Annotated in this window: 19 protein-coding genes and 3 pseudogenes; 15 read left to right on the forward strand and 7 right to left on the reverse strand. The window is 60.8% G+C overall.

Translation table 11 applies throughout. The features are described from left to right. The first annotated feature begins 2 nt into the window (after positions 1 to 2). The 3 genes from B5E42_RS06425 to rpiB all read left to right on the forward strand — a co-directional run bounded on the left by B5E42_RS06425 (position 3) and on the right by rpiB (position 3,409). Positions 3 to 1,946 (forward strand): phospholipid carrier-dependent glycosyltransferase, encoded by a 1,944-nt coding sequence (locus tag B5E42_RS06425; RefSeq protein ID WP_087237828.1) that lies wholly within the window; start codon positions 3 to 5, stop codon positions 1,944 to 1,946. Between the two features lie 231 nt (positions 1,947 to 2,177). After that, entirely contained in the window at positions 2,178 to 2,969 is a 792-nt protein-coding gene (locus B5E42_RS06430; protein WP_087237830.1) for a PHP domain-containing protein, read from the forward strand. Positions 2,970 to 2,983: 14 nt separating this feature from the next. Then, complete coding sequence (gene rpiB, locus B5E42_RS06435; RefSeq protein ID WP_087237832.1) at positions 2,984 to 3,409, forward strand: ribose 5-phosphate isomerase B; 426 nt, start codon at positions 2,984 to 2,986, stop codon at positions 3,407 to 3,409. A gap of 168 nt (positions 3,410 to 3,577) precedes the next feature. Here rpiB and B5E42_RS06440 read toward each other — a convergent pair whose 3' ends face one another. From B5E42_RS06440 to proB, 4 genes are all read right to left on the reverse strand, one after another. After that, entirely contained in the window at positions 3,578 to 3,814 is a 237-nt protein-coding gene (locus tag B5E42_RS06440; protein ID WP_087238270.1) for a helix-turn-helix transcriptional regulator, read from the reverse strand. A 362-nt stretch (positions 3,815 to 4,176) separates the two neighbouring features. After that, entirely contained in the window at positions 4,177 to 4,503 is a 327-nt protein-coding gene (locus tag B5E42_RS06445) for a hypothetical protein (RefSeq protein WP_087237834.1), read from the reverse strand. An 80-nt stretch (positions 4,504 to 4,583) separates the two neighbouring features. Next, complete coding sequence (locus B5E42_RS06450; protein ID WP_087237836.1) at positions 4,584 to 5,831, reverse strand: glutamate-5-semialdehyde dehydrogenase; 1,248 nt, start codon at positions 5,829 to 5,831, stop codon at positions 4,584 to 4,586. Positions 5,832 to 5,968: 137 nt separating this feature from the next. After that, complete coding sequence (gene proB, locus B5E42_RS06455; protein WP_087237838.1) at positions 5,969 to 6,817, reverse strand: glutamate 5-kinase; 849 nt, start codon at positions 6,815 to 6,817, stop codon at positions 5,969 to 5,971. 172 nt (positions 6,818 to 6,989) lie between these two features. Between proB and B5E42_RS06460 the strand changes: the two genes are divergently transcribed. The 12 genes and pseudogenes from B5E42_RS06460 (at position 6,990) to B5E42_RS06500 (ending at position 19,651) form a co-directional block, all read left to right on the forward strand. Further along, positions 6,990 to 7,481, forward strand: a complete 492-nt coding sequence (locus tag B5E42_RS06460) for a tRNA (cytidine(34)-2'-O)-methyltransferase (RefSeq protein WP_087237840.1) — start codon at positions 6,990 to 6,992, stop codon at positions 7,479 to 7,481. Continuing rightward, positions 7,478 to 8,746 (forward strand): phosphoglycerate kinase, encoded by a 1,269-nt coding sequence (locus B5E42_RS06465; protein WP_087237842.1) that lies wholly within the window; start codon positions 7,478 to 7,480, stop codon positions 8,744 to 8,746. Before B5E42_RS06460 ends, B5E42_RS06465 begins: the two co-directional genes overlap by 4 nt. Positions 8,747 to 9,241: 495 nt before the next feature. Then, positions 9,242 to 10,018, forward strand: a complete 777-nt coding sequence (tpiA, locus tag B5E42_RS06470) for a triose-phosphate isomerase (protein ID WP_087237844.1) — start codon at positions 9,242 to 9,244, stop codon at positions 10,016 to 10,018. A 117-nt stretch (positions 10,019 to 10,135) separates the two neighbouring features. Beyond that, positions 10,136 to 10,240, forward strand: a pseudogene (locus B5E42_RS19515) (triose-phosphate isomerase); the annotation flags it as partial. Positions 10,241 to 10,357: 117 nt separating this feature from the next. After that, positions 10,358 to 10,462 (forward strand): annotated as a pseudogene (locus B5E42_RS19520) (triose-phosphate isomerase); the annotation flags it as partial. 120 nt (positions 10,463 to 10,582) lie between these two features. Then, positions 10,583 to 10,681, forward strand: a pseudogene (locus B5E42_RS19525) (triose-phosphate isomerase); the annotation flags it as partial. Between the two features lie 121 nt (positions 10,682 to 10,802). Next, positions 10,803 to 12,323, forward strand: a complete 1,521-nt coding sequence (gene gpmI / locus B5E42_RS06475) for a 2,3-bisphosphoglycerate-independent phosphoglycerate mutase (protein ID WP_087237846.1) — start codon at positions 10,803 to 10,805, stop codon at positions 12,321 to 12,323. Between the two features lie 257 nt (positions 12,324 to 12,580). Beyond that, entirely contained in the window at positions 12,581 to 13,882 is a 1,302-nt protein-coding gene (gene eno, locus B5E42_RS06480) for a phosphopyruvate hydratase (RefSeq protein WP_087237848.1), read from the forward strand. Positions 13,883 to 14,438: 556 nt separating this feature from the next. Further along, entirely contained in the window at positions 14,439 to 15,101 is a 663-nt protein-coding gene (locus tag B5E42_RS06485) for a methionine synthase (protein WP_087237850.1), read from the forward strand. Next, positions 15,088 to 17,457 carry a homocysteine S-methyltransferase family protein gene (locus tag B5E42_RS06490; protein WP_255396991.1) on the forward strand — a complete coding sequence of 790 codons (2,370 nt, stop codon included), beginning with the start codon at positions 15,088 to 15,090 and terminating at the stop codon, positions 17,455 to 17,457. The genes B5E42_RS06485 and B5E42_RS06490 overlap by 14 nt, the downstream gene beginning before the upstream one ends. Next, the gene (locus B5E42_RS06495) at positions 17,454 to 19,232 is read left to right on the forward strand and encodes a bifunctional homocysteine S-methyltransferase/methylenetetrahydrofolate reductase (protein WP_087237852.1); all 1,779 of its coding nucleotides are present in this window, start codon (positions 17,454 to 17,456) and stop codon (positions 19,230 to 19,232) included. Before B5E42_RS06490 ends, B5E42_RS06495 begins: the two co-directional genes overlap by 4 nt. Before the next feature lie 146 nt (positions 19,233 to 19,378). Next, a complete protein-coding gene (locus tag B5E42_RS06500; protein WP_087237854.1) occupies positions 19,379 to 19,651 on the forward strand; it encodes an alpha/beta-type small acid-soluble spore protein in 273 nt (90 codons plus the stop codon). A gap of 130 nt (positions 19,652 to 19,781) precedes the next feature. Here B5E42_RS06500 and B5E42_RS06505 read toward each other — a convergent pair whose 3' ends face one another. Genes B5E42_RS06505 through B5E42_RS06515 form a run of 3 tightly spaced genes read right to left on the reverse strand, consistent with a single transcriptional unit; the run spans position 19,782 to position 25,774 of the window. Further along, positions 19,782 to 20,495 carry a SprT family zinc-dependent metalloprotease gene (locus B5E42_RS06505; RefSeq protein WP_087237856.1) on the reverse strand — a complete coding sequence of 238 codons (714 nt, stop codon included), beginning with the start codon at positions 20,493 to 20,495 and terminating at the stop codon, positions 19,782 to 19,784. Continuing rightward, complete coding sequence (locus B5E42_RS06510) at positions 20,495 to 23,620, reverse strand: HsdR family type I site-specific deoxyribonuclease (protein ID WP_087237858.1); 3,126 nt, start codon at positions 23,618 to 23,620, stop codon at positions 20,495 to 20,497. The genes B5E42_RS06505 and B5E42_RS06510 overlap by 1 nt, the downstream gene beginning before the upstream one ends. A 12-nt stretch (positions 23,621 to 23,632) precedes the next feature. After that, positions 23,633 to 25,774, reverse strand: coding sequence for a hypothetical protein (locus tag B5E42_RS06515; RefSeq protein ID WP_087237860.1), 2,142 nt, complete (start codon positions 25,772 to 25,774; stop codon positions 23,633 to 23,635). Positions 25,775 to 25,782 lie beyond the last annotated feature (8 nt).

The raw sequence follows: 25,782 nt of genomic DNA on the forward strand, positions 1-25,782 counted from the left end.
CTATGAATCCCGTCCACTATCTGGTCTATCTCTTTCCCATCGCCACCCTGCTGGCGCTGTTCGCCTTCTTCTACTGGTACTGGGGCACCCAGCGCGCCCCCCTGGCCAAGCGCCTGATCACGCCTCCCGAGGAGGCGCCCCGGGAGCAGCCCCGCTTCACCTTCGCCGGCAGATGCCATCCCCTGGTGCGGCGGGACGCCATTCCCATCCTCCTCATCACCGCCGTGTATGCCGTCACCGCCTTCGCCCACCTGGGCTCCCTCCGGGCGCCCCAGAGCGCCTGGGACTTCGGCAGCGGGGAGTCGGCCACCTTCTCCCTGCCCGAGGCGGTGCAGGTGTCCCAGCTGTGGTATTACCCCAACCTGGGCACCGGCAAGTACCAGGTGGAGATCTCCGAGGACGGGGTGACCTGGCTCACCCTGTGGAGCCGGACGGAGACGGATGAGGCCGGCAGCGAGGAGACCGTCTATTACTGGGCCGACTCCACCGGCTACGGCGAGAGCTTTGCCATGACCCAGAACTACAACCAGCTCTTCAAGTGGAACGAGCTCACCTTTGAGAACCCCCAGTATATCCGCTACCTGCGCATCACCGGGCAGGCCAACAAGGGCCTGCTGGAGCTGGGGGAGGTTGCCCTGTTCGACATGGCGGGGAACCGGGTGGAGGTGCCCGGCTCGGTCAGCCCCCTGTTTGACGAGCAGGACATGGTGCCGGACAAGCCCACCTACTACGACGAGGCCTATTTTGACGAGATCTACCACCCCCGCACCGCCTGGGAGCACATCCGTGGCATCGAGCCCTACGAGATCTCCCACCCGCCCCTGGGCAAGCTGATCATGGGCATCGGCATCCGCCTCTTCGGCATGACCCCCTTCGGCTGGCGGTTCATGGGCACCCTGTTCGGGGTGGGGATGCTGCCCCTGCTGTACGTGTTCCTGAAAAACCTGTTCGGCCGCACCTCCATCGCCACCTGCGGCACCATCCTGCTGGCGGCGGACTTCATGCACCTGACCCAGACCCGGCTGGCCACCATCGACACCTACGCGTTTTTCTTCATCCTGCTGATGTACTGGTTCATGTACCGCTACCTGACCCTGCCGGCGGGCACCCCCTTCCGGAAGTGCGCCCTGCCCCTGTTCCTGTCGGGGCTGTTCTGGGGCATCGGGGCGGCCTCCAAGTGGACGGTGATCTACGGCTGCACCGGGCTGGTGGTGCTCTACTTCATCGGCCTGTACCAGAAGGTGCGGGACTGGCCGGCGGAGCAGCCCGGCAGGGTGAAGTGGGTCTTCCAGATCCTCGGCTTTTCCGTGCTGGTGTTCGCCGTCATCCCGGCGGCCATCTACACCCTGTCCTACCTGCCCTACGCCATGGCGGAGGGGGACACCAGCCTCACCGGCCTGATCAGCGCCATGTGGGAGAACCAGAAGTATATGCTCTCCTACCACAGCGGCGTCACCGACTCCCACCCCTATTCCTCCCGCTGGTACCAGTGGCTCTTTGACATCCGGCCCATCCTGTACTATATGGACAACGACGTGGCGGGGTACACCACCCGCTTCGCCGCCTTCGTCAACCCGGTGGTGTGCTGGGGCGGCCTGCTGGCGGTGGCCTCCTGCGCCGTGCAGGCCGTGCGCCGCCGCTGCGCCAGGGCCCTGTTTATCTTCATCGGCTACCTGGCCCAGCTGGTGCCCTGGTTCTTCATCGGGCGCATCACCTTCGCCTACCACTACTTCCCCTCCGTGCTCTTCCTGGTGCTGGCCCTGTGCTACGTGTTCCACACCCTGGCAGAGCGGGAGGAGATGGTGAACTGGAAGCCCGCCATGTTCGCCGTCACCGGCGGGGCCGTGGGGCTGTACGCCCTGTTCTACCCCGTGCTGGTTGGCATCCAGATCCCCACCTGGTACAGCAACAATGTGCTGGGGTGGTTCCCGAGCTGGCCGTTTTGAGTGCCTCTAGGGGGGAATTCTTCCCCCCTAGATACAAAACCGCCGCGCCGCCTTCGGCGGCACAGCGATTTTGATACCCCTCTCTCCCCCGCACAGCGGGGGAGGCCCTGGCCGCCACGGCCAGGGGTATCGGTGTGCTCCGCAGGCGCATGTCCTGCTCCGCACTTTCTTTCGACTGATTCCGCCGCCGGGGCGGCGGAACTCTGCGAGGCTTTTTCCGAGGTGTCTGTTATGTATCTCACCGATTACCACACCCACAGCAGTATGTCCTTCGACGGCCACGCCCCCATGGCGGACATCGCCGCCGCGGCGGAGCGGGCCGGGCTGGACGAGCTGTGCATCACCGACCACTGCGACTTTCTGGACGAGCACGGCCGCCCCAACCGGGCCTATGACTGGGACGGGGCCTGCGCCCAGTACCGGGAGGCCCTGGCGGCCTGCAAGCCGGGCTTCACCCTCCGGCTGGGGCTGGAGTTCGGCATGTCCCACCTGGATCCGGCGGCGGCAGCGGCCATCTGCGCCCGGCCGGAGGCGGACTTCATCCTGGGCTCCATCCACAACCTGTGCCCGGAGAAGGGGGGCACCGACCTCTACGTGGTTCCCTACCCCGACGAGGCGGCCTGCTGCGCCGCCCTGGACGACTACTTTGCCTCCATGGCCCTGCTGGCTGACACCGATTTCTACGACGTGCTGGCCCACATCATCTATCCCCTGCGGTATATGGAGGTACCGGTGTCCCTGGAGCCCTATTACGGCCGCATCCGGGCCATCCTGCGCACCGCCGTGGAGAAGGGCCGGGGCATGGAGATCAACACCTGCCGGGGGCACACCATCGGGGCGTGGAAGCCCATTCTGGAGCTCTACAAGTCCTGCGGCGGGGAGATCGTCACCGTGGGCTCCGACGCCCACACCCCCCGGGATGTGGGCAAGGGGGTGGAGGCGGCCTGCGCGCTGCTGTCCGCCTGCGGCTTCCGGTACGTCTGCACCTATGAGAAACGCAAGCCTGTATTTCACAAATTGTAATAGGAGGAGATCACATGATCGCACTGGGCTGTGACCACGGAGGGCTCGCCCTCAAGCGCCACGTGATGGAGTACCTGGACGCCCGCGGGCTGGCGTATCACGACTTCGGCTGCTATACCAATGAGAGCTGCGACTACCCCGACTTCGGCCGGGCCGCGGCGGAGGCGGTGGCCTCCGGCGAATGTGACCGGGGCATCGTCGTCTGCACCACCGGCATCGGCATCTCCATCGCCGCCAACAAGGTGAAGGGCATCCGCTGCGCCCTGTGCAGCGAGCCCCTGTCCGCCGAGATGACCCGGCGGCACAACGACGCCAACATGCTGGCCATGGGCGGCGGGATGATCGGGAACAACATGGCCGACCGGATTCTGGACGCCTTCCTCAACACGGAATTTGAGGGCGGCCGCCACCAGCGCCGGGTGGACAAAATCGAGGGCTGACACGAATTCGCAAAAAACAGCAGCGGTTTGCACCCACGCAAACCGCTGCTATTCTTTTGCCCGCATGGCGTCCACCAGCCGGGACAGGGCCTCCACCTCCCGCTCGGTATGGGCGGTCAAGGATAGCGGAACCTCCCAGCAGGAACTCACGGGAAACGCTTTGCCGCGCTATGGCAGCCCGACAAAAAAATCCTGATATTCGGCATGGAAGATTTCCTTCATTGCGACCAGTTCGCTCACCTTGATGTTCATCCGGTTGGTCTCCAGTTTTGCATAGGTGCTCTTGGAAATATTCAGCCCCATCAACTGGAGTTTTGCCACTGCCTGATCCTGGGTCATGCCAGCAGCTTTCCGCAAGCGCTGGATATTGTGCCCGATATCCAGGTCTGGCCGTATCTTCTGCATAACGACACCCGCAATTCGCAATAAAGAATTTTACAGGTTGAGTTTATCCGGTTCCTCTGTTATAATGTTTCGTAATAACGAATTTTTTAACTGGAGGAACTTGTTTATGATGAAATGGCCTATGTGGGTACGGGTTGTCATTGGAGTCGCTGCGGTTTTGCTCTGCCTGATTTCCGCTCTCTTTCTCCAGCCGTGGATCGGGGAATACGGGCTGTTCCTGATCCTCCCTGGGGCGGTGGTATTTATCTGCCTCAATCCAGAGCTGTGGAGAGGGGAATAGCGGCGGCAGCCCCTCATTTGAATGCGCAACACCCCGGCCCCGGAACCGTTTGGTTCCGGGGCCGGGGTGTTCTGCTTCAGATTCAGAGCAGGCAGCGCCCGCCCTGATCCACATAGTGGGCGTCGGCCCGGACGGTGAGGGCCCGTGGGCCGTCCCCCTCGAAGTACAGGCGGATGCCCTCCACGGCCACGTCCCGGGGCTCCGGCCCCTGGTGGGGCGGCAGGACAACCACCCGGCTCCCCCGCTCCTCGTCCCCCTCCAGGGCCTCCACCCGGACGGCCACCCGCCGACCGGGGAGCACCCCCTCCAGGCGGAGGGCGCACTCCAGCGCCTGCCCGCCGTCGGGGCACAGGGCCCCCAGGCGGCAGACGGTCAGGCCGCCCTCCAGCTCCAGCTGGCGTTCCAGCATGGGAAACCACCTCCATGGGATTCATACGGTGACAAATCCACACCGTATGTAGCGCAGGGGCGGCCCGCTCTATTGTATGCTCACCGGATCTGTCCGGTGCCGTAGACCACATACTTGGAGCTGGTCAGCTCCTCCAGGCCCATGGGGCCCCGGGCGTGCATCTTCTGGGTGGAGATGCCGATCTCCGCCCCCAGGCCGAACTCGAAGCCGTCGGTGAAGCGGGTGGAGGCGTTGACGTACACCGCTGCCGCGTCCACCACGTCCAGGAATCGCTGGGCGGCGAAGTAGTCCCGGGTGACAATGGCCTCGGAGTGGCCGGTGCCGTGGGCGGCGATGAAGTCCACCGCCTCGTCAAAGCCGGACACCACCTTGACGGCCAGGATGTAGTCGCCAAACTCGGTGTCCCAGTCGGCGTCCTCGGCGGGCTTGACGAAGTCCCCCAGGATGGCCCGGGTCTCGGGGCAGCCCCGCAGCTCCACATTTTTGGTCTGGAGCAGCTGCCACGCCATGGGCAGGAAGTCCGGCGCCACCGCCCGGTCTACCAGCAGGCACTCGGCGGCGTTGCACACCGACGGCCGGGAGGTCTTGGCGTTGTGGATGATGCGGGCGGCCATGTCCAGGTCGGCCCCCTCGTGGACATAGACGTGGCACACACCCACGCCGGTCTGGATCACCGGCACACGGGCGTTTTTCACCACGCTCTGGATCAGCCCCGCGCCCCCACGGGGGATGAGCACGTCCAGATAGTCCGTCAGGTTCATCAGCTCGTTGGCGCTCTCCCGGCTGGTATCCTCCACCAGGGCCACGCAGTCCCGGGGCAGGCCGGCGGACTCCAGGGCGTCCCGCAGGACGGCCACAAAGGCCTTGTTGGAGCGGAAGGCCTCCTTGCCGCCCCGGAGGATCACGGCGTTGCCCGACTTCAGGCACAGGGCGGCGGCGTCCACCGTCACGTTGGGCCGGGCCTCGTAGATGATGCCGATGACGCCCAGGGGCACCCGGCGCCTGCCGATGACGAGCCCGTTGGGCCGTGTGTCCATCTTCACCACCTGCCCGATGGGGTCTGGGAGGGCGGCCACCTGCCGCACCCCCTCCACAATGCCGGCGATGCGGCCCTCGTCCAGGGCCAGCCGGTCTACCAGGGCCGGGCGCATGCCGGCGGCCTTCGCCGCCGCCAGATCCTCGGCGTTGGCGGCCAGGATCTCGCCCTGCCTGGCCTCGATGGCCTTTGCCGCCGCCTCCAGAGCGGCGTTCTTGGCGGCGGTGCCCGCCACCGCCAGCACCCGGCCGGCATTCCTGGCCGCCAGGCCCTGGGTCTCCAGTACGGTCATAAAAATCCCTCCTCAGTATGGTTTCTTTCCTGGATAATGGACAATTGGTAATTGAGAATTGATAATGACAGTCGACCGGCCTCGGTGCATGGAGGCCTACCCAGGCCGGGAAACCGTCCATTATCAATTATCCATTGTCAATTATCAATTAACGAAGCGGAGAACCGGGTGCCCACATTCTTCCCGTCCACGATGTCGTACAGGGCCTCCATACGGCTGCCGTTGGCGATCACCATGTCGATGCCCGCCTCCAGGGCCAGCCGGGCGGCGTGGAGCTTGGTAGCCATGCCGCCGGTGCCCCGCCACGTGCCCGCGCCGCCGGCCATGGCCTCCAGCTCGGGGGTGACGGCCTCCACGTGGTGGATCAGCTTCGCGTCCGGGTGGGTGCGGGGGTCGGCGTCGTAGAGGCCGTCGATGTCGCTGAACAGCACCAGCAGCTCCGCTCCGCACAGCCGGGCCACGATGGCGGACAGGGTGTCGTTGTCGCCCAGCACCTTGGCCTGGCCGGTCTCGATCTCCGCCGAGGACACCGAGTCGTTCTCGTTGACCACCGGGATCACCCCCAGCTCCAGCAGGGCCTCAAAGGTGTTGCGCAGGTGCTCCGACCGGATGGGGGACTCCACGTCCTCCCCGGTGAGGAGGATCTGGGCCACGGTGCGGTTGTACTCGGCAAAGAGCTTGTCGTAGATATGTACCATCATGCACTGGCCCACGGCGGCGGTGGCCTGCTTCATCCGCAGCTCGCGGGGCCGCTCCTCCAGCCGCAGCTTCTTGGTGCCGATGCCGATGGCGCCCGAGGATACCAGCACCACCTGATAGCCCATGCCCTCCAGATCCGAGAGCACCCGGGCCAGCTTTTCCATGTTCTGCAGGTTGAGGCTCCCGGTTTCCCGGGTCAGGGTGGATGTGCCCACCTTCACCACCAGCCTGCGGGGGTTCTGCTGTTTCACTTGCTTCACGCTCCTCCTTGGTGTCCCTTTCATCATACCACAGCCGGCCGCTACAATAAAGTGGAAATCCAAACGGACGGCAGAGAAACCTGTCGGAAAGAAAACTGGCTGTTTCAGTACTTTTTTACACTTTTAAGGTTGAAATCCTCCCGGTTTTGGAGTACAATATCGTCCGCTGACCAGGGAGTAAGCGGGAGGAGGCGCGAGGTTGCTCAATATTGTGCTGTTTGAGCCGGAAATTCCCCAAAACACGGGAAATATCGCACGAACCTGCGCGGTGACGGGCACCCGTCTCCACCTGATCAAGCCTCTGGGCTTTGACATCAGCGACAAGGCGGTCAAGCGGGCCGGTCTGGACTACTGGCACCTGGTGGACGTGCGGGTGTATGAAAACCTGGACGACTTCTTCGCCAAGACCGGCGCGGAGGACATCTGGCTGGCCACCACCAAGGCCCCCCGGCCCTATACCCAGGCCGTCTTTCGGGATGAGTGCTACCTGATCTTCGGCAAGGAGACGGCGGGACTGCCGGAGGAATTCCGGCGCGCCCACGCCGCACGCTGCATCCGCATTCCCATCCGGGCGGAGGCCCGGTGCCTGAATCTATCCAACGCGGCCGCGGTGCTCACCTATGAGGCGCTGCGGCAGCTAAACTTCCCCGGCCTCGCCGGGGAGGGCGAGATGAAAGGAGAGGCTCTATGAATTACAACAAGAAAACCGTCAAGGACATCGACGTGGCCGGCAAGAAGGTTCTGCTGCGCTGCGACTTCAACGTGCCCCAGGATAAGGCCACCGGCGCCATCACCGACGACAAGCGCATCGTGGCCGCCCTGCCCACCATCCGCTATCTGCTGGAGCAGAAGGCCGCTGTGATCGCCTGCTCCCACCTGGGCAAGCCCGTGGCCACCTTTGACTCCTATGTGAAGAAGCAGGCCGAGAAGGGCAAGGATCCCGCCTCCATCACCGAGGAGGAGTGGAAGAAGTCCCTGGCCAAGCTGTCCCTGGCCCCTGTGGCCAAGCGGCTGAGCGAGCTGCTGGGCCAGGAGGTCATCATGGCCGCCGACGTGGTGGGCCCCGACGCCACCGCCAAGGCCGCCGCTCTCCAGCCCGGCCAGATCATGCTGCTGGAGAACACCCGCTTTGAGAAGGGCGAGACCAAGAACGACCCCGAGCTGGCCAAGAAGATGGCCTCCATGGCCGAGGTCTATGTGTCCGACGCCTTCGGCGCGGTGCACCGCGCCCACGCCTCCACCGCCGGTGTGGCGGCCTATCTGCCCGCCGTGTCCGGCTTCCTGATCCAGAAGGAGCTGGAGATCATGGGCGGCGCCCTGGCCAATCCCAAGCGGCCCCTGGTGGCCATCCTGGGCGGCTCCAAGGTGTCCTCCAAGATCGGCGTCATCAACAACCTGCTGGACATCGCCGACACCATCATCATCGGCGGCGGCATGTGCTACACCTTCGCCAAGGCCATGGGCGCCAGCGTGGGCAAGTCCCTGCTGGAGAGTGACTGGCTGGACTACTGCAAGGAGATGATGCAGAAGGCCAAGGAGAAGGGCGTCAAGCTGCTGCTGCCCGTGGACGGCCTGGCCGCCACTGAGTTCTCCGCCGACGCCGCGGCCCACCCTGTGGACGGGGTGGACATCCCCGACGACATGATGGGCATGGACATCGGCCCCAAGACCATCGAGCTGTACACCGACGCGGTGAAGAACGCCGGCACCGTCATCTGGAACGGCCCCATGGGCGTGTTTGAGTTCCCCGCCTTCGCCGAGGGCACCCGCGCCATCGCCAAGGCCCTGGCCGAGTCCGACGCCATCACCATCGTGGGCGGCGGCGACTCCGCGGCCGCCGTGGCCCAGCTGGGCTATGCCGACAAGATGACCCACATCTCCACCGGCGGCGGCGCGAGCCTTGAGTTCCTGGAGGGCAAGGAGCTGCCCGGCGTGGCCTGCCTGTTGGATAAGTAAGAAGCGCGGCGCCGTCGCAAGCAGCCCGGATGGACCGGAGCGAGGGTGAGAACCCAGCCCCGCATAGCGGGGCGGTTCGAACCCGAGACGGAGGGAAGCCGGGCGTCGCGAACAGGCGAAGCGTGACAACTCGTGCCGGGCAGCTCCTTCGTCGGGATCCCCGCGCGAGCCCAGCGGCTTTGCCGCGGGTCGCGTGGGGAGAGTTTCCCGGAGAAGCGCCGCCAGTGGCGGAGGAAGCAAGCCGGGAAAAAGAAGCGGCGCGATTGACGGGCCGCTTCGGCCCGGGAATCGCAGTGCCGCGACGGGAGCAAAGGCACAGTGAAAGGATCGAGCTTTCCCGCCAGCGGGGAAGCGAGAGATCTGGAACTTGTGCCGACGAGCCCGGCGTGGCCTGCCTGCTGGATAAGCAAAAGGCCCGCGATTCCATGCCCGGCCGGCAAAGGGGTCGGCCGGTAAAATAAAATACAGAATTGAAGAAAGGGGTTCGTCCTACCCATGAACAGGAGATACCGTAAGACGATTATCGCTGGAAACTGGAAAATGAACAAGACGCTGAGCGAGACCAAGGCCTTTGCCGAGGAGCTCAAGCCCCTGCTGGGCCGCCCCAACTGGTGCGAGGTAGTCCTGTGCGTGCCCTATGTGAACATTCAGGCCGCCGTGCGCATGTTCAAGGAGTGCCGGGTGTCCATCGGCGCGGAGAACTGCCACTTTGAGTCCCACGGCGCCTACACCGGCGAGGTCTCCCCCGAGATGCTCAAGGAGCTGGGCGTCAAGTACGTGGTCATCGGCCACTCCGAGCGCCGCCAGTACTACAACGAGACCGATTTCACCGTCAACAAGAAGGTGCACGCCGCCCTGGAGGCCGGCCTGTACCCCATCGTGTGCGTGGGCGAGAGCCTGGAGCAGCGGGAGCTGGGCGTCACCATGGATCTCATCTCCTACCAGGTGAAGGCCGCCCTGTCCGGCGTGCCCGCCGAGAAGATGCGCCACGTGGTCATCGCCTATGAGCCCATCTGGGCCATCGGCACCGGCAAAACCGCCACCGCCGAGCAGGCCGGCGAGGTGTGCGAGGCCATCCGCACTGTAATCCGCAAGCTGTACGGCGCCCGGGTGGCCCGCAGCGTCACCATCCAGTACGGCGGCTCCATGAACGCCAAGAACGCCCATGAGCTGCTGGCCCAGCCCGACGTGGACGGCGGCCTGATCGGCGGCGCCTCCCTGAAGGCCCCCGACTTCGTGGAGATCGTCAACGCCGCCAATCAGGAGCAGTAAGCCGTCCACGTCGGGCGGCGATACGGGAACCCAACGAGAGCCCAGCGGAGCAGGTCTCGTTGGGAGAGGAGGAGCAAGGGAGCGCAGCGCAGCTTTCGCCGTCAGGCGGAAGCGGAGCAAAGCGGACTTTGCGACGACGTGGACGGCGGCCTCATTGGCGGCGCCTCCCTGAAGGCCCCCGACTTCGTGGAGATCGTCAACGCCGCCAACCAGGAGCAGTAAGCCGTCCACGTCGGGCGGCGATACGGGAACCCAACGAGAGCCCAGCGGAGCGGGTCTCGTTGGGAGAGGAGGAGCAAGGGAGCGCAGCGCAGCTTTCGCCGTCAGGCGGAAGCGGAGCAAAGCGGACTTTGCGACGACGTGGACGGCGGCCTCATTGGCGGCGCCTCCCTGAAGGCCCCCGACTTCGTGGAGATCGTCAACGCCGCCAACCAGGAGCAGTAAGCCGTCCACGTCGGGCGGCGATACGGGAACCCAACGAGAGCCCAGCGGAGCGGGTCTCGTTGGGAGAGGAGGAGCAAGGGAGCGCAGCGCAGCTTTCGCCGTCAGGCGGAAGCGGAGCAAAGCGGACTTTGCGACGACGAGGACGGCGGCCTCATTGGCGGCGCGTCCCTGAAGGCCCCCGACTTCGTGGAGATCGTCAACGCCGCCAACCAGGAGTGAGAAGCGCGGAGCGTGACAGTGAGAAGCGCGGAGCCGTCGGGAGCGTGCCCCCGCAAAGCGGACTTTGCGGCGACGAGTTCGCCCGCCTTGTGTGCAAGAGAAGTTTAGATTCGAGGTTATTATGAGTAAGACACCGACTACCCTGATCATTATGGACGGCTTCGGCCTGTCTGACGAGCGGAAGGGCAACGCCATTGCCGCCGCCAGCAAGCCGAACCTGGACAAGATTTTTGCCGAGAACCCCGGCTGCAGGCTGTCCGCCTCCGGGCTGGACGTGGGCCTGCCCGAGGGACAGATGGGCAACTCCGAGGTGGGGCACACCAACATCGGCGCCGGCCGGGTGGTGTTCCAGGATCTGCCCCGCATCAGCCGTGCCATCGAGGACGGCAGCTTTTTTGAGAACGACGCCTATGTCGAGGCCATGGACGACTGCAAGGAGCGGGACGGTTCCCTCCACCTGATGGGCCTGCTGTCCGACGGCGGCGTCCACAGCCACATCACCCACCTGTTCGCCCTGCTGGAGATGGCCAAGCGCCGCGGCCTGAGCCGGGTGTATGTCCACTGCTTCCTGGACGGCCGTGACGTGCCCCCCGCCTCCGGCAAGGGCTACGTGGAGCAGCTGGCGGCCAAGTGCAGGGAGATCGGCGTGGGACAGATCGCCACCGTCATGGGCCGTTACTACGCCATGGATCGGGACAAGCGCTGGGATCGGGTGCAGCGGGCCTATGACGCTATGACCCGGGGCGAGGGCATCCAGAACCCCGACCCGGTGGACGGCGTGCAGAAGTCCTATGACGCCGGCGTCACCGACGAGTTTGTGGAGCCCATCGTGTGCACCAAGGACGGGAAGGTGAAGGAGGGCGACTCCATCATCTTCATCAACTTCCGCCCCGACCGGGCCCGGGAGATCACCCGCTGCTTTGTGGATCCCGCCTTCACCGACGTGGAGCGGAAGAAGGGCTACTTCCCCGTCACCTATGTGTGCACCACCGAGTACGACGCCACCATGCCCAACGTGCTCATCGCCTTCCCCCACCGGGAGCTGGTGAACATTTTTGGCGAGTATATCGCCCGGCAGGGCTACACCCAGCTGCGCATCGCCGAGACGGAGAAGTACGCCCACGTGACCTTCTTCTTCAACGGCGGGGCGGAGCAGGTCTTCCCCGGCGAGGATCGCTGCCTGATCCCCTCCCCCAAGGTGGCCACCTATGACCTCCAGCCCGAGATGAGCGCCCCCCAGGTCACCGAGGAGGCCGTCAAGCGCATCGAGAGCGGCAATTACGACGTGATCATCCTCAACTTCGCCAACTGCGACATGGTGGGCCACACCGGCGTGTTTGAGGCCGCCGTCAAGGCCGTGGAGGCCGTGGACGACGGCGTGGGCAAGGTGGTGGAGGCCACCTCCCGCATGGGCGGCGTGACCCTGATCACCGCCGACCACGGCAATGCCGAGCGGATGCTGGACGCCGACGGCGTCACCCCCTACACCGCCCACACCACCAACCTGGTGCCCTTCTACATCGTGGGTGCCGACGTGAAGCTGCGGGACGGCCGCCTGGCCGACATCGCCCCCACCATGCTGGACTTGATGGGGCTTGAAAAACCGGCGGAGATGGACGGGGAGACCTTGATCCTGAATTGACAATTGAAAATTGAGAATTGACAATTTGTGTGCTGGCCGGCGTGGCTGCATGGACTTCGTTTTATCTGCCCATGTTCCGATGTGGGAGAATTATCAATTATCCATTATCAATTCTCAATTCCTCCAAGCGGTATCCGGCGGGAGCAAGCTCCCGCCCTACCATAGATCCCCGGCGGGCGGAGGCCCGTCCCCCACACAATCCTACCCCTGCGGGGCGGGGCTTGTCCCCGCCGCCAAGACGAAAGGAGTTTTTACCCATGAAGCAGATTATCGAGATCGTCGACGTCCTGGGCCGCGAGATCCTGGACAGCCGCGGCAACCCCACCGTTGAGGTGGAGGTCTACCTGGAGGACGGCACCGTCGGCCGCGCCGCCGTGCCCTCCGGCGCCTCCACCGGCATCTATGAGGCCTGTGAGCTCCGGGACGGCGACAAGAGCCGTTACCTGGGCAAGGGCGTGCTCACCGCCGTGAAGAACGTGAACACCGAGATCGCCGAGTGCCTGGTGGGCATGAACGTGCTGGATCAGACCGCCATCGACAAGGCCCTCATCGAGCTGGACGGCACCCCCAACAAGACCAAGCTGGGCGCCAACGCCATCCTGGGCGCCTCCCTGGCCTGCGCCAAGGCTGCCGCTGAGAGCCTGGGCACCTCCCTGTACAACTATATCGGCGGCGCCAACGCCAAGGTGCTGCCTGTGCCCATGATGAACATCCTCAACGGCGGCGCTCACGCCACCAACAACGTGGAGATCCAGGAGTTCATGATCATGCCCGTGGGCGCCTGCTGCTTCCGTGAGGCCCTGCGCATGTGCGCCGAGGTGTTCCACCAGCTGAAGAAGACCCTGAAGGAGAACGGCACTCCCGCCGCCGGCGTGGGCGACGAGGGCGGCTACGCCCCCAACCTGAAGAAGGACGAGGACGCTCTGAAGGTCATCGTGAAGGCCATCGAGGAGGCCGGCTACAAGCCCGGCGAGGACTTCAAGATCGCCATCGACGCCGCCTCCTCCGAGTGGTGGAACGAGGAGGAGAAGTGCTATATCCAGCCCAAGTCCGGCAAGAAGCTGACCCAGCAGCAGCTGGTCAACATGTGGAAGAAGTTCGCCGACACCTACCCCATCGTCTCCCTGGAGGACGGCATGGCCGAGACCGACTGGGAGGGCTGGGCTATGCTCACCAAGGCCATCGGCGACCGCGTGCAGCTGGTGGGCGACGACCTGTTCGTCACCAACACCGAGCGGCTCAAGACCGGCATTGAGAAGAAGGTGGCCAACGCTATCCTCATCAAGGTCAACCAGATCGGCACCCTGACCGAGACCCTGGACGCCATCCAGATGGCCAACCGGGCCGGCTACACCGCCATCGTGTCCCACCGCTCCGGCGAGACCGAGGACGCCACCATCGCCGACATCGCTGTGGCCGTCAACGCCGGCCAGATCAAGACCGGCGCTCCCAGCCGCACCGACCGCGTGGCCAAGTACAACCAGCTGCTCCGCATCGAGGAGGAGCTGGGCGACGTGGCTCAGTATCTGGGTATGGGCGCTTTCTTCAACCTCAAATAATTGTGGGAACCTCAAGGGGCCGCTGCCAATGGCAGCGGCCCCGTTTTGTGTCGCCCAGCTCCTCGGGGCCCCGCCTCCGGCGGGGCGGCGCTGTGCGCCGTGAATAGGAATCAGGAACGGGGCCCCCGCACGAGCCCAGCGGCTTTGCCGCGGGTCGTGTGGGGAGAGGAGGAGCAAGGGAGCGGAAGGAGGAATGCCCATGTCTGGGCGTTCCGACTGGAGTGGACTTTGCGACGACGAGGCTCAGTACCTGGGCATGAACGCTTTCTTCAACCTCAAGTAAGAAGAAGCGCGGAGCCGTCGTGAGCAGCCCGGATGGATCGGAGCGAGGGCGAGAACCCAGCCCCGCACAGCGGGGCGGTTCAAGTCCGAGACGGAGGGAAGCCGGGCGTCGCGAACAGGCGAAGCGTGACAATCGAAGGAACCACAAGGGGTCGCTGTCATGGACGGCGGCCCCTTTTTCTGCCAAAGCTCTGTACATTTTCCGCAAAAACAGGTATGATCATATTTATTGTATAAAACCGGCCGAGGCCTGGCCGCCGGGAGGGGTGAAAGGATGGAGCTGAATCTGGAGGAGGCCCTGCGCTATGCAGGGGTGCCGTCCCCGCCGCCGGAGGCGCTGCAGCGGGAGATGGAGGATGTGGCCGCCGGGCTGACGGCGGCCGTCACCCCCCGGTGGCGGTGGCGGCTGTTCGAGCTGGAGCACACGCCGGAGGGACCCCGCCTGCCGGAGCTGGAACTGCTCCTGCCCGGCCGGACGGCGGCGCTCATGCTAAAGGAGTGCACCCAGGCCGCCCTGCTGGCCTGCACTCTGGGGGCGGTGTTTGACGCCAGGCTCCGGGCCGTCCAGGCCCGGGACATGGCAAAGGCCGTCCTGACGGACGGCTGCGGCAGCGCCTGGGTGGAGGCCGGCTGCGACGAAGCGGAGGGGGAGCTCTCCGAGCGCCTGCCCGGCCGCTTTCTCACCGACCGGTTCAGCCCGGGGTACGGCGACCTGCCCCTGTCCCTCCAGCCTGCCATCTGCGGAGCCCTGGACACCCAGCGCACCCTGGGGCTGTATGTGACGGACAGCCATCTGTTAAACCCCGGCAAATCGGTCACCGCCATCGTGGGCGTCGCCGACCGGCCCCAGATGGCCCGGGTGCGGGGGTGCCGCTATTGCTCCATGAACCAGACCTGTCAACTGCGCAAAGGAGGAAAGAGCTGTGGGCTCTCTTGATTTTACCGATAACCTGATCTTTCTGGACGGGGCCATGGGCACCGTCCTCCAGCAGCGGGGCCTGCCCGCCGGCGGGCAGCCGGAGCTGCTCAACCTGACCCGGCCGGAGCTGCTGGAGGAGATCCACCGGGAATACATACAGGCGGGCAGCCGGATCATCTACGCCAACACCTTTGGGGCCAACGCCCGCAAGCTGGCCCCCACCGGCCACGGCGTGGAGGAGGTGGTTACCCAGGCCGTCCGTATTGCCAGGAAGGCGGCGGAGGGCACCGATACCCTGGTGGCCGTGGACATGGGCCCTCTGGGGGAGCTGCTGGAACCCATGGGGAGCCTGTCCTTTGAGGATGCCTACGCCCTCTTCCGGGAGGTGGCGGCGGCCGGAGCCCGGGCCGGGGCGGATCTGGCGGTGATCGAGACCATGACCGACCTGTACGAGGCCAGGGCCGCCCTGCTGGCCGTGAAGGAGAACACCGATCTGCCCGTTTTTGTCACCCTGTCCTTTGAGACCGGCGGGCGCACCTTTACCGGCTGCACCATCCCCTCCATGGCACGGACGCTGGAGGGCCTGGGGGCCGACGCCATCGGCCTGAACTGCTCCCTGGGGCCGGATCTGCTCCTCCCCCTGGTGAAAGAGCTGTGTGAAAGCACCCGCCTGCCGGTGATCGCCAAGCCCAACGCCGGCCTGCCCGACCCGGTGGACGGCCACTACCACATGGATCCGGAGGCCTTCGCCCAGGCCCTGCTCCCCTGCTGGGAGGCGGGTGTGACCATCTTCGGCGGCTGCTGCGGCACCACGCCGGACTACATCCGCCGGGTGCGGGAGGCGCTGGCGGGCAAGCGCCCCGTCCGGCGGGCGTACCGGCCCGTCTCCTTCCTGTGCACCCCCACCGTCCCCCTGCCCATTGACGGGGTGCGCACCATCGGGGAACGGATCAACCCCACCGGCAAGAAGCGGTTCCAGCAGGCCCTGCTGGAGGGGGATCTGGACTACATTCTGGACGTGGGCATCCAGGAGGTGGACGCGGGGGCGGACATCCTGGACGTGAACGTGGGCTACCCCGGCGTGGACGAGGTGGACATGCTCCCCCGGGTGGTCAAGAAGCTCCAGAGCGCCCTGGACGTGCCCCTCCAGCTGGACTCCTCCAACCCCGCCGCCCTGGAGGCCGGTCTGCGGGTGTACAGCGGCAAGGCGGCGGTGAACTCCGTCAACGGCGACCCGGCGGTGCAGGAGAAGATCCTGCCCATCGTGAAGAAGTACGGCGCGGCGGTGGTGGGCCTGGCCCTGGACGAGAGGGGCATCCCCCAGACCGCCCGGGAGCGGGTGGACATCGCCCGCCGCATCCTGGACGCCGCCCTGGCCCACGGCATCCCCAAAGAGGACGTGTGGATTGACTGCCTGACCCTCACCGTCTCCGCCCAGCAGGGGCAGGCCAGGGAGACCCTCGCCGCCCTCCGGGCCGTACGGGAGGAGCTGGGCCTCCAGACCGTGCTGGGTGTGTCCAACATCTCCTTCGGCCTGCCCAACCGCGCCCTGGTCACTGAGACGTTTCTGGTGCAGGCCCTGGAGGCGGGCCTCACCCTGCCCATACTCAACCCCAACCAGAAGGCCATGATGGACGCGGTGGCCGCCTTCCGGGTGCTCTCCGGGGAGGACGAGGGGTGCCGGGCCTACGTGGCCCGCTTCGCCGGGGAGAGCGCCCCGGCGGCGGCCGCCGCCCCCGCCGCCGGCACCGGCATGACCCTGGAGGACGCGGTGATCCGCGGCCTCCGCGCCGACGCGGCCCGGCTGGCGAAGCAGGCGCTGGAGAGCGAGGAGCCCCTGTCCCTGGTGAACAACCGGCTGATCCCCGCCCTGGACACAGTGGGCAGCGGCTATGAGGGGGGCACCCTGTTCCTCCCCCAGCTGCTCAGCGCCGCCCAGGCGGCCCAGGCCGTGTTCGAGGTGCTGAAGGACGCCCTGGCCCGCACCGGCGGCGGCATGGAGCCCAAGGGGGCCCTGGCGGTGGCCACCGTCCGTGGGGACATCCACGACATCGGCAAGAACATCGTCAAGACCGTGCTGGAGAACTACGGCTATCAGGTCATCGACCTGGGCCGGGACGTGCCCGCCCAGGCGATCTGCGACGCGGTGGCGGAGGGGCACATCCCCCTGGTGGGCCTGTCCGCCCTGATGACCACCACCCTGCCCGCCATGGAGGAGACCATCCGGATGCTCAAGGCCCTGCCCGAACCCCCCGCCGTCTTTGTGGGCGGCGCGGTGGTGACGCCGGAGTACGCCCAGCGGATGGGGGCGGACTACTACGCCAAGGATGCGCGGCAGAGCGTGGAGATCGCCCGGGAGGTGCTGGGCGCATGAGCAAAATCGCATATACCCCGGAGCATCCCCTGCTGTTTGACGGGGCCATGGGCACCCTGTTCGCCGCCCTGCCCGGCCGGGCGGGGGAGCGGTGCGAGGGGGCCAGCCTCACCCACCCCGGGGAGATCTCCGCCATCCACCGGGCCTACCTGGAGGCGGGGGCCCGGGCCATCAAGACCAACACCTTCGGCCTGGGGACGGAGCTGGCCCAGGGGAACGAGGCCCTGGCCGGGGAGCTGATCGCCGCCGCCAGCCGCCTGGCCCTGGAGGCCGCCGCTCCCTATGGGGCCCTGGTATTCGCCGATCTGGGGCCCGTCCCCCAGGATCGCCAGGAGGACACGGGAAAGCTCTACATCCGCCAGGCGGAGCACTTTTTGAAGGCGGGGGTGACCCACTTTTTGGTGGAGACCCTGTCCTCCGACGAGGGAGTGGCGGAGCTGGCCGCCTGGCTGGAGGAGCACTGCCCCGACGCCTTCCTGATCGCCTCCTTTGCCGTAGGGGCCGACGGCTTCACCCGGGAGGGCCTGCCCGGCCGGGCGCTGCTGAAGCGCACGGCGGCGCTGCCCGGCGTGGACGGGGTGGGCTTCAACTGCATGTCGGGGCCCCACCACCTGCTCTCCCTGGTGCGGGGGCTGAAGCTGGAGGGAACCATGCTCTCCGTGATGCCCAACGCGGGCTATCCCACGGTGCTGGGCCGCCGCACCGCCTATCAGGGCACGCCGGACTACTTTGCCCAGCAGATGGCGCAGATCCTCCGGGCGGGGGCGGCCATCGTGGGCGGCTGCTGCGGCACCACGCCGGAGCACATCGCCCGCCTGGCCCGGCTGCTGCGGGAGGAACCCGCCGCGCCCGCCGCGGTGGTGTCCGGCCCGGTTCAGGCGCCTGCCCGGGCCCCGGCGGGGACGGATCGGCTGTGGAGCAAGCTGGAGCGGGGGGAGAAGGCCGTGGCGGTGGAGCTGGATCCCCCGGCCAACGACGATATCGCCCCCTTCCTGTCCGGCGTGGGCACCCTGCGGGACGCGGGGGCCGACGTGATCACCATCGCCGACTGCCCTGTGGGGCGTCCGAGGGCGGACAGCTGCCTGCTGGCCTGCAAGCTCAAGCGGGAGCTGGGGGTGGAGCCCCTCCCCCACATGACCTGCCGCGACCGGAACCTGAACGCCATCAAGGCCCTGCTGCTGGGATTGTCCATGGAGGACGTACACAACGTGCTGCTGGTCACCGGCGACCCCGTGCCCAGCGAGAGCCGGGACGAGGTCAAGAGCGTGTTCAACTTCAACTCCCGCAAGCTGGCCCGCTACGTCAGCTCCCTGGGGGAGGACACCTTCTCCACCCCCTTCCGCCTGTTCGGCGCGCTGAACCTCAACGCCCGCAACTTCGACGTGCAGCTCCGCCTGGCCCGGGAGAAGGAGGACTGCGGCATCCGGGGCTTCCTGACCCAGCCGGTGCTGTCCAGGGAGGCGCTGGACAACCTGAAACGGGCCCGGGAGGTTCTGAAGGGCAGGCTGCTGGGCGGCATCTTCCCGGTGGTCAGCTACCGCAACGCCTGTTTTTTGAACAACGAGGTGGCGGGCATCCGGGTGTGTGAGGAGATCATCCGGCTCTACCGGGACAAGAGTCGGGAGGAGGGCGAGGAGATCGCCCTCACCGTCTCCGCCGCCATCGCCAAGGAGATCGCGCCCTTTGTGGACGGCTTCTACCTCATGACTCCCTTCCAGCGGGTGGGGCTTATCGCCCGGCTCCTGGATCGTTTCCGGGCGGACGGCCTCCTCTGAGCGCGCCGGCATCTCTCCCACGGATGCGTGCGTCAAACCCTGTCTGATTCAGCAAAAAATGGCGCACATAGAAATCCGGGCTGGGGCAAAGCTATGTTCGGATTCTCCGAATCCAACAAATTTGCCACAAAAGGAGATGCACCGTTATGTCTAGTTCCAAGAACACCAATTCCAATCAGCCTGTGGTTCCCGGCGCCCGCGAGGCCCTGAACAAGTTCAAGATGGAGGCCGCCAGCGAGGTGGGCGTCAACCTGAAGCAGGGCTATAACGGCGATCTGACCAGCCGTGAGGCCGGCTCTGTGGGCGGCCAGATGGTCAAGAAGATGAGTCCCGTACGAACTGCGAGTTTCAAACGGGCTGACCGAACAGCACTGGGGCATGAAATTGAAGTAAGATACATAGCAACAATCACCGCTTGAGGGAAACGCAAAACTCTCGTCTGACGATAATCTGTCGGACGAGAGTTTTGCGCAATTTCGGCGCTCGCAGGTATAGATATGATTCATGTAAGATAGTTTGTGAAAGGTGAAAAGATAGGGAAAACCTTGATTACTCAAGTTGGCTTGGTAGATAGTCAAGGGTGCTATCATTCAGTCGACGTTTGTGTTCTCTCCAATATGGCATATATTGGTCTAAGATCGCCGTGAATTCAGGACCATGGTTATGAACTTTCAAGTGCGCAAGTTCATGTAAGATTACATATTCTAAACATTCAATCGGTTTTTTTGCTAATTGAAGGTTTAGCCAAATTTTCTTACTGGTAGGGTTACAGGTTCCCCATTTGGTCGTCATATATTTGCTTTGCCAACTGCTACAGTAAAGCCCCGTAGTTTTCTCCCACTTGGGAAGATATTTCGCCACTTCCTGCTTCAAGAGGTTGCGGTACCATTCATTTACGAAGCTTTCTCTCTGCGTTGGACTGCTTTCTTTTCTAACCGTCAGAATAGCCTTGTCACCCGAAAGTGTGAGAACATTGCCTTTGTAGCTGTATTCCACTTGAAGAAAGTACTGCTTACCCCAAACATATAATGTTTCCCCGGACACATACTGCCGCTCGCTTTGACGCGGCTGCTGTTGAAACTTCTCCTGTTGTTTTTTGATCCAGCCGAGTTTTGTCCGAACGAACATCGTAATTGCTTCATCCGTCAGTTGCGTAGGTGCTGATACACGAACCCTGCCGTCCGGTGGAAGCACAGAGAGATGCATATTTTTAATATTTTTTCTGACAACTTCCACAGGAATATTGGAAATAACTATTTGCATCAGTACTCCTCTTGTTCCACAACAATTTGATAAATTCGCTCTACTTCGCTATCGTCATTCAAAAGTTGATAGAGCGCTCGCTTGATTTTATTTGCCTTAACCGGATTATTTCGGAAACCATCGAGCCGCGCCTTGACAATGGCTTTGTGCAGCTTCAAGGCAGTCGCCTCATCTTCTCCGCAATTATCATAGAGCGCCCGCAGTGCGCCATTGGAACGAATACTCTCAGGGTACTTTGTGTTCTCCTCGGGCTTTGCAACATTTTTCGCCAGTTCCATGTATGTGTCCAGCAGCTGCCCGTAGGCAATCACTCCGCGGCGGCGGTCAAGTATCAACTGCTCCAGGATTTCAGACATTTTTGCGTAATAAGCAGGATTGATGACCATTCGCTCAACAACCTTTTTGCGGATGTTGTTCTCAATGGTTTCTGCCGCACTCTCCTGCTCGCCTTTTTGCTCGCTCTTCAGCTTATCTTCCTGCGAGATGATGAAATCAAGCAGGGTAAAGTCATCCATGCTGCCGATCTTTTGCGACTCGCTGGCTGAGATGTAGTTGTCAATCAGATACCGCATACCTGGTTCGTAGGCTTTCAGATCAATAAAATCGCCGCTGGCTCTACCAATCGTGTCACGCAGGTTTACATAGAACGCAACCCTGTCGTCCAATGCACCTTGCTCGGAAACGGTATACCCCAAATCCGTCATGCGAGGCTTCAATTCCGCAAAAGCGCGAATCAAACGTCCGACGAGCTTGTACAGTTTCTCGCGAATGCGGGCAAAGGCTTCGTCCTGATTTTCGTCGCGACCACTTTCACCACAGAAATAGTGAATATAGTCGAGCTCTTTTCTGGGCAATTCGACGCCCTCGCAAAGCTCGTCCAATTCCTCCAGGGTATCAACGAAATACTTTTTCGCTTCTGTAGCTCTATCTTTCAAAAGCCCATCGACATCCTCGGCATCATAGCTTTCAAAGGCACCGGCGGTATACTTGTTCATAGCATCCGCCAAGTCTCCGAACAGTTCCTTGTAATCTACAATATAGCCAAAGTCTTTGCTCTCGCCATCCAGACGATTGACTCGGCAGATTGCCTGGAACAGGCCATGGTCATGCATCGCCTTGTCGATGTAGAGGTAGGTACAGCTGGGGGCATCGAAACCGGTAAGCAGCTTGTCAACTACGATCAGCAGTTTCATGTTTGCAGGTTCGTCCACAAACTTGCGTTTTGCTTCCGCTTCAAAAGCTTCTACTTTTTTGGCAATCTGTGTCTTGTCCTCCGACGGGTCAACGCCAATCATTTTCAGATAAGTGCTGTATTTTTCAAATGTTTCGGTTTCTTCCTCGTCGCTGACAGTATCCGTCCTTAAATCTCCGGCTTGCGGCGTATAAGAAGAAATAACCGCGCATCTCCGGAAACCCTTGCTTTGGAAAATTTCATAGTATCGGCATGCCGAATACACAGAACCGGCCACAAGGATAGCATTTCCGTTTCCATCCATCAGTCGTGCCTTGGTGGCAAAATCAAAGATGATATCATTGGCGATTTGCTCCAACCGGGAGCGAGAGGAGAAAATCTTTTGCAGATTCCCCCAATAAGCTTTGAGTTTTGCTTTTGCTCTGGGGGCCAGACCGACGGTTTTCGCCTCAAACCATGCATCGATTCTGTCCTGAGAGGTCATGCCCTGGGGCACATCTCTGGCCTCGTACCGCAGATCCAGCACAACGCCATCTCGAACACCTTCGTTGAACTTGTAGGTATGGATATATCCGCCGAAGGTTTCCAGACTGGTCTTTTTGTCCTTCTTCAAAAGCGGTGTGCCCGTGAAACCGATAAAGATGGCATCGGGAAGGATTGCCTTCATAGCCTCGTGAAGTTTGCCGGACTGAGTGCGGTGACACTCATCTACAAAAACTACGATATCACCCTTGGCAGAAAAATCCTTGGGCAAAGCGTTTTTCAAATCTTCGATGTATTTTTCGTAATCTGTTTCCGAGCTGTCGCTGCCACGCTTTCCAAATTTATGTACCAGAGAGCACAGAAGCCGGTCATCGAAAGCGTTCAGGTGTTCAAGCAGATCTTTTCCGCTCTTAGTGCGGACGATATTCTCATCCACACCCTTGTAATTCTTTTCAATTTGCTCATCCAATTCCTCGCGGTCGGTAACGACCAATACACGCGCATTGGGATTGTTCTCCAAAATCCACTTAGAGAACCACACCATGGTCAGACTCTTGCCGCTGCCCTGGGTATGCCAGACGATACCGCCGCGCTTCTTGTCCGTCAAACGGTGCTGCGCCCGTTTAATGGCATAGTACTGATTATAGCGGCAGACCTTTTTGATGCCCTTATCGAAGATTACAAAGTTGTGGATCAGATCAAGGAAACGCTTTTTGTAAAACAGAGCAAAAAGCTGTTTTTCCAACTTGCCGGGAATCCCCTCGCAGTATTCCTCAACCTCGATGTCCACAATATCGCGTTCCGTCTGATGCTCGGTAAAGCCGTCGTCTTTCCATTCCAGATAGTGCTTCTCCGGGGTAAGGAGCGTACCATAGCGCAAGCCCTCGCTGTCGTTCCCGGCCATACAGAACTGAATGGTCGTAAAGAAATCTTCGATGAAGTTCGATTTTTGATTGGTCAGATTCTGACGGATGCCGTTGGACACGGACACGCTGCTCTTTTTCAATTCGATTACCGCAAGTGCAATACCATTCACATAGATAACAACATCCGGACGCTTGGTGTTGTTGCTGACAACAGTGACTTCTTCCGCAATATAGAAGTCATTTTTACTGACATCTTCAAAGTCAATAAAATATACCGTCTTAGGGGACTGCTCCACGGACTCCTTGACCTTGGCTCCGTATTTCAGCAGGCTATAGACCTCTTTGTTGGCATGGTACAGACCCTGCTGCAGATTGGTAGAGGTCTTCACCAACGCATCCACGGCATTGGCTGCAAGCTTTTCGGAGTAGCCCTGTTTCAACAGCCAGGCATGCAGCCGCTCCTGCATGATGTTACGGTTTTCACTGTCATGCAGGTTCCCCAGATATGTATAGTGCAGCTTGTCCCGAAAAAATTTGACCACACGGTTTTGCGTTTTGCGCTCGCTGTCACCAATGTTGGGCATTCTGTCACCTTCTTAATCTAAGTGATTGTCTTTTATATACCGTTGAACGAGTTCCATCTTGCGGAGTTCGTTCAATTCTTTGTTAAACGGATTGACCATCCATTTCTTTAACAACCATCCAACTATCGCAGCAAGGGCAAGATCAATAGCGTAGATGTAATCTCCTACATATGTACCGAAGTATGTTGCCTTTGTCCAATCGAAGAACGCAACGGCAAAGTTCCATTTTTCGTCTTTATAAATGAATTGAAGAAGGATAAACAGAACAAAGGCTAATACGAGGAGTGCCAGTAGCACAGGTATTACATATGTCTTGGCAATATACTTGGGCTGTGTTTTTCGCTCTGCATGGGAAAGTATTCTGCCTTGCTTTTGTTTTATCTCCTCGTCCTGCCGTTGAATTGTGCGGTTACTTTCTGTTAACGCAGTATCTTTCTCATCGATTTTGTCTTGTAGCGCTTTCCCTTCGATGCCATATCGTGAAACATCTGCTTGGAGAGCAACAATAGTGGCGTCCTTCTTGCGTAGCTCTTCGTCCAAGTAATTCTGGCTTATTCTCTGGACTTTTTCATAAAGATCCATGTCAGAGGTACTATTCTTGATCACATTCTGGAAGTCATCACTAAAAACAGCTTCGACAAGATGCTCCTGTGCGCTGATATCTTCAGTAATGGAACTAATACCAGACAATATAATGTGAGCATTTTCAGGAGAAACCCGTTTGGATGATGGCCTGATGTTGATAAAGCTCACAAAGCTGTCATAGTCGTTATCTGAGCGGCCACAAGTTTTAAGCAATATCAAGAATAACTGGCTGGGATATACAACAACCGGATATTCGCCGTCAAGTCGGTTCATATCCCAAAGGCGAAGTGCTCTATCAGAGGATGCAAGAAAAATATCCTTATCTGCTGATTTTTCTCGAAGCAACTCTATGTACCGAACAACTGTTGCGTCATGACTATCGCGATTGGAGTAATGGTAGTCATCAGCTAAATAATCCGCCTTGATTCCTTGCTTTACACTTTTAATAGATGCCGAATATCTGTTTCGCACATCCTTGAATTCACCAGAGTGGTATATTGTTCCGGGAATTTTCACATCATCCTCTATGCCAAAATCCTTAATCAGTTTAAGATAAAGCGATTTGATATGTGCAACAAAATACTTCAGAGACATTTGAGAGTGCTCTTGTCTCCAGTTCTCATAAAACGCAAATATGCTGTAGTCTGCAATTTCCTCGTATGCACCAGAATAAATATCGCCCCGGGGATAATATTCCATTTGAGACACATAATAACCAATTGTGTCAAAAAACTCAGTTCTTGTTGAATGGGAAATAAGCAGTTTGAGCTTTGCTTGTTTACACTTGCGAAGAAATGTCGTAACGACATTCTGTCTGGATACACCATTGATCCCCAATGCTCTAAAAATTACATTGGTGTCCAAATAGATTTCACGCCGGCGAATAAAACCTTTCAAGAGACTATTGGGCGAATCTCCGTTAATGAGCAAACAATATTCCAAGCAACAATATACAAGGTTTCCCAACGCTGCGTTTTTAGCAATGTTGTCCCATGCTAAAAAATCATGAACAAGTTGTTTTTCTGCATCGGAAAGGCAGGATACATCCACTGATAACTCACTGCTTGAAAATTGTGTCCCATCTTTCCCCGCCAACAGTACCCGATAAGAGTTGATGTTAGTAGTTGTTAGCTCGTAAAGGTAAACATGTATGGCGCTTTTGCACTTTTCCGGGTTGGCAATTTCCTTTTCCGTGATGAACGCATCAATAAAGCTGTCGATGTTATTTTTCTGTGCTTCTTCACATTCTGAATAAGCTGATTGGGTAAGGCAAACCGCTTTTTCATCGTCTTTTGTAATAGCTTGAAATACCCCTTTGGTTTTTCGAAGTATATTATCAACTTCATCCTCAGAAATGTGGTATTTATAGATTTCTAATAACTTGGAAATGATCTCACTCTTGGTCAAATAATCATTCCCAGTTGCGACAAACATACACTTGATGATTTGGAGTTGAATTTCAGCATCAGACACTACATCGTTGCTTTCCGAATATATGGCTGCAGCAAGACGGAAAATGTCTTTTTGCATTGCAACGTCATTTTTTAAGGGAGCTGATAATACGCTCATTTTTCTCT

Origin of the sequence: Flavonifractor sp. An10 (assembly GCF_002161215.1) — a bacterium.
Lineage (GTDB): Bacteria > Bacillota > Clostridia > Oscillospirales > Oscillospiraceae > Flavonifractor > Flavonifractor avistercoris.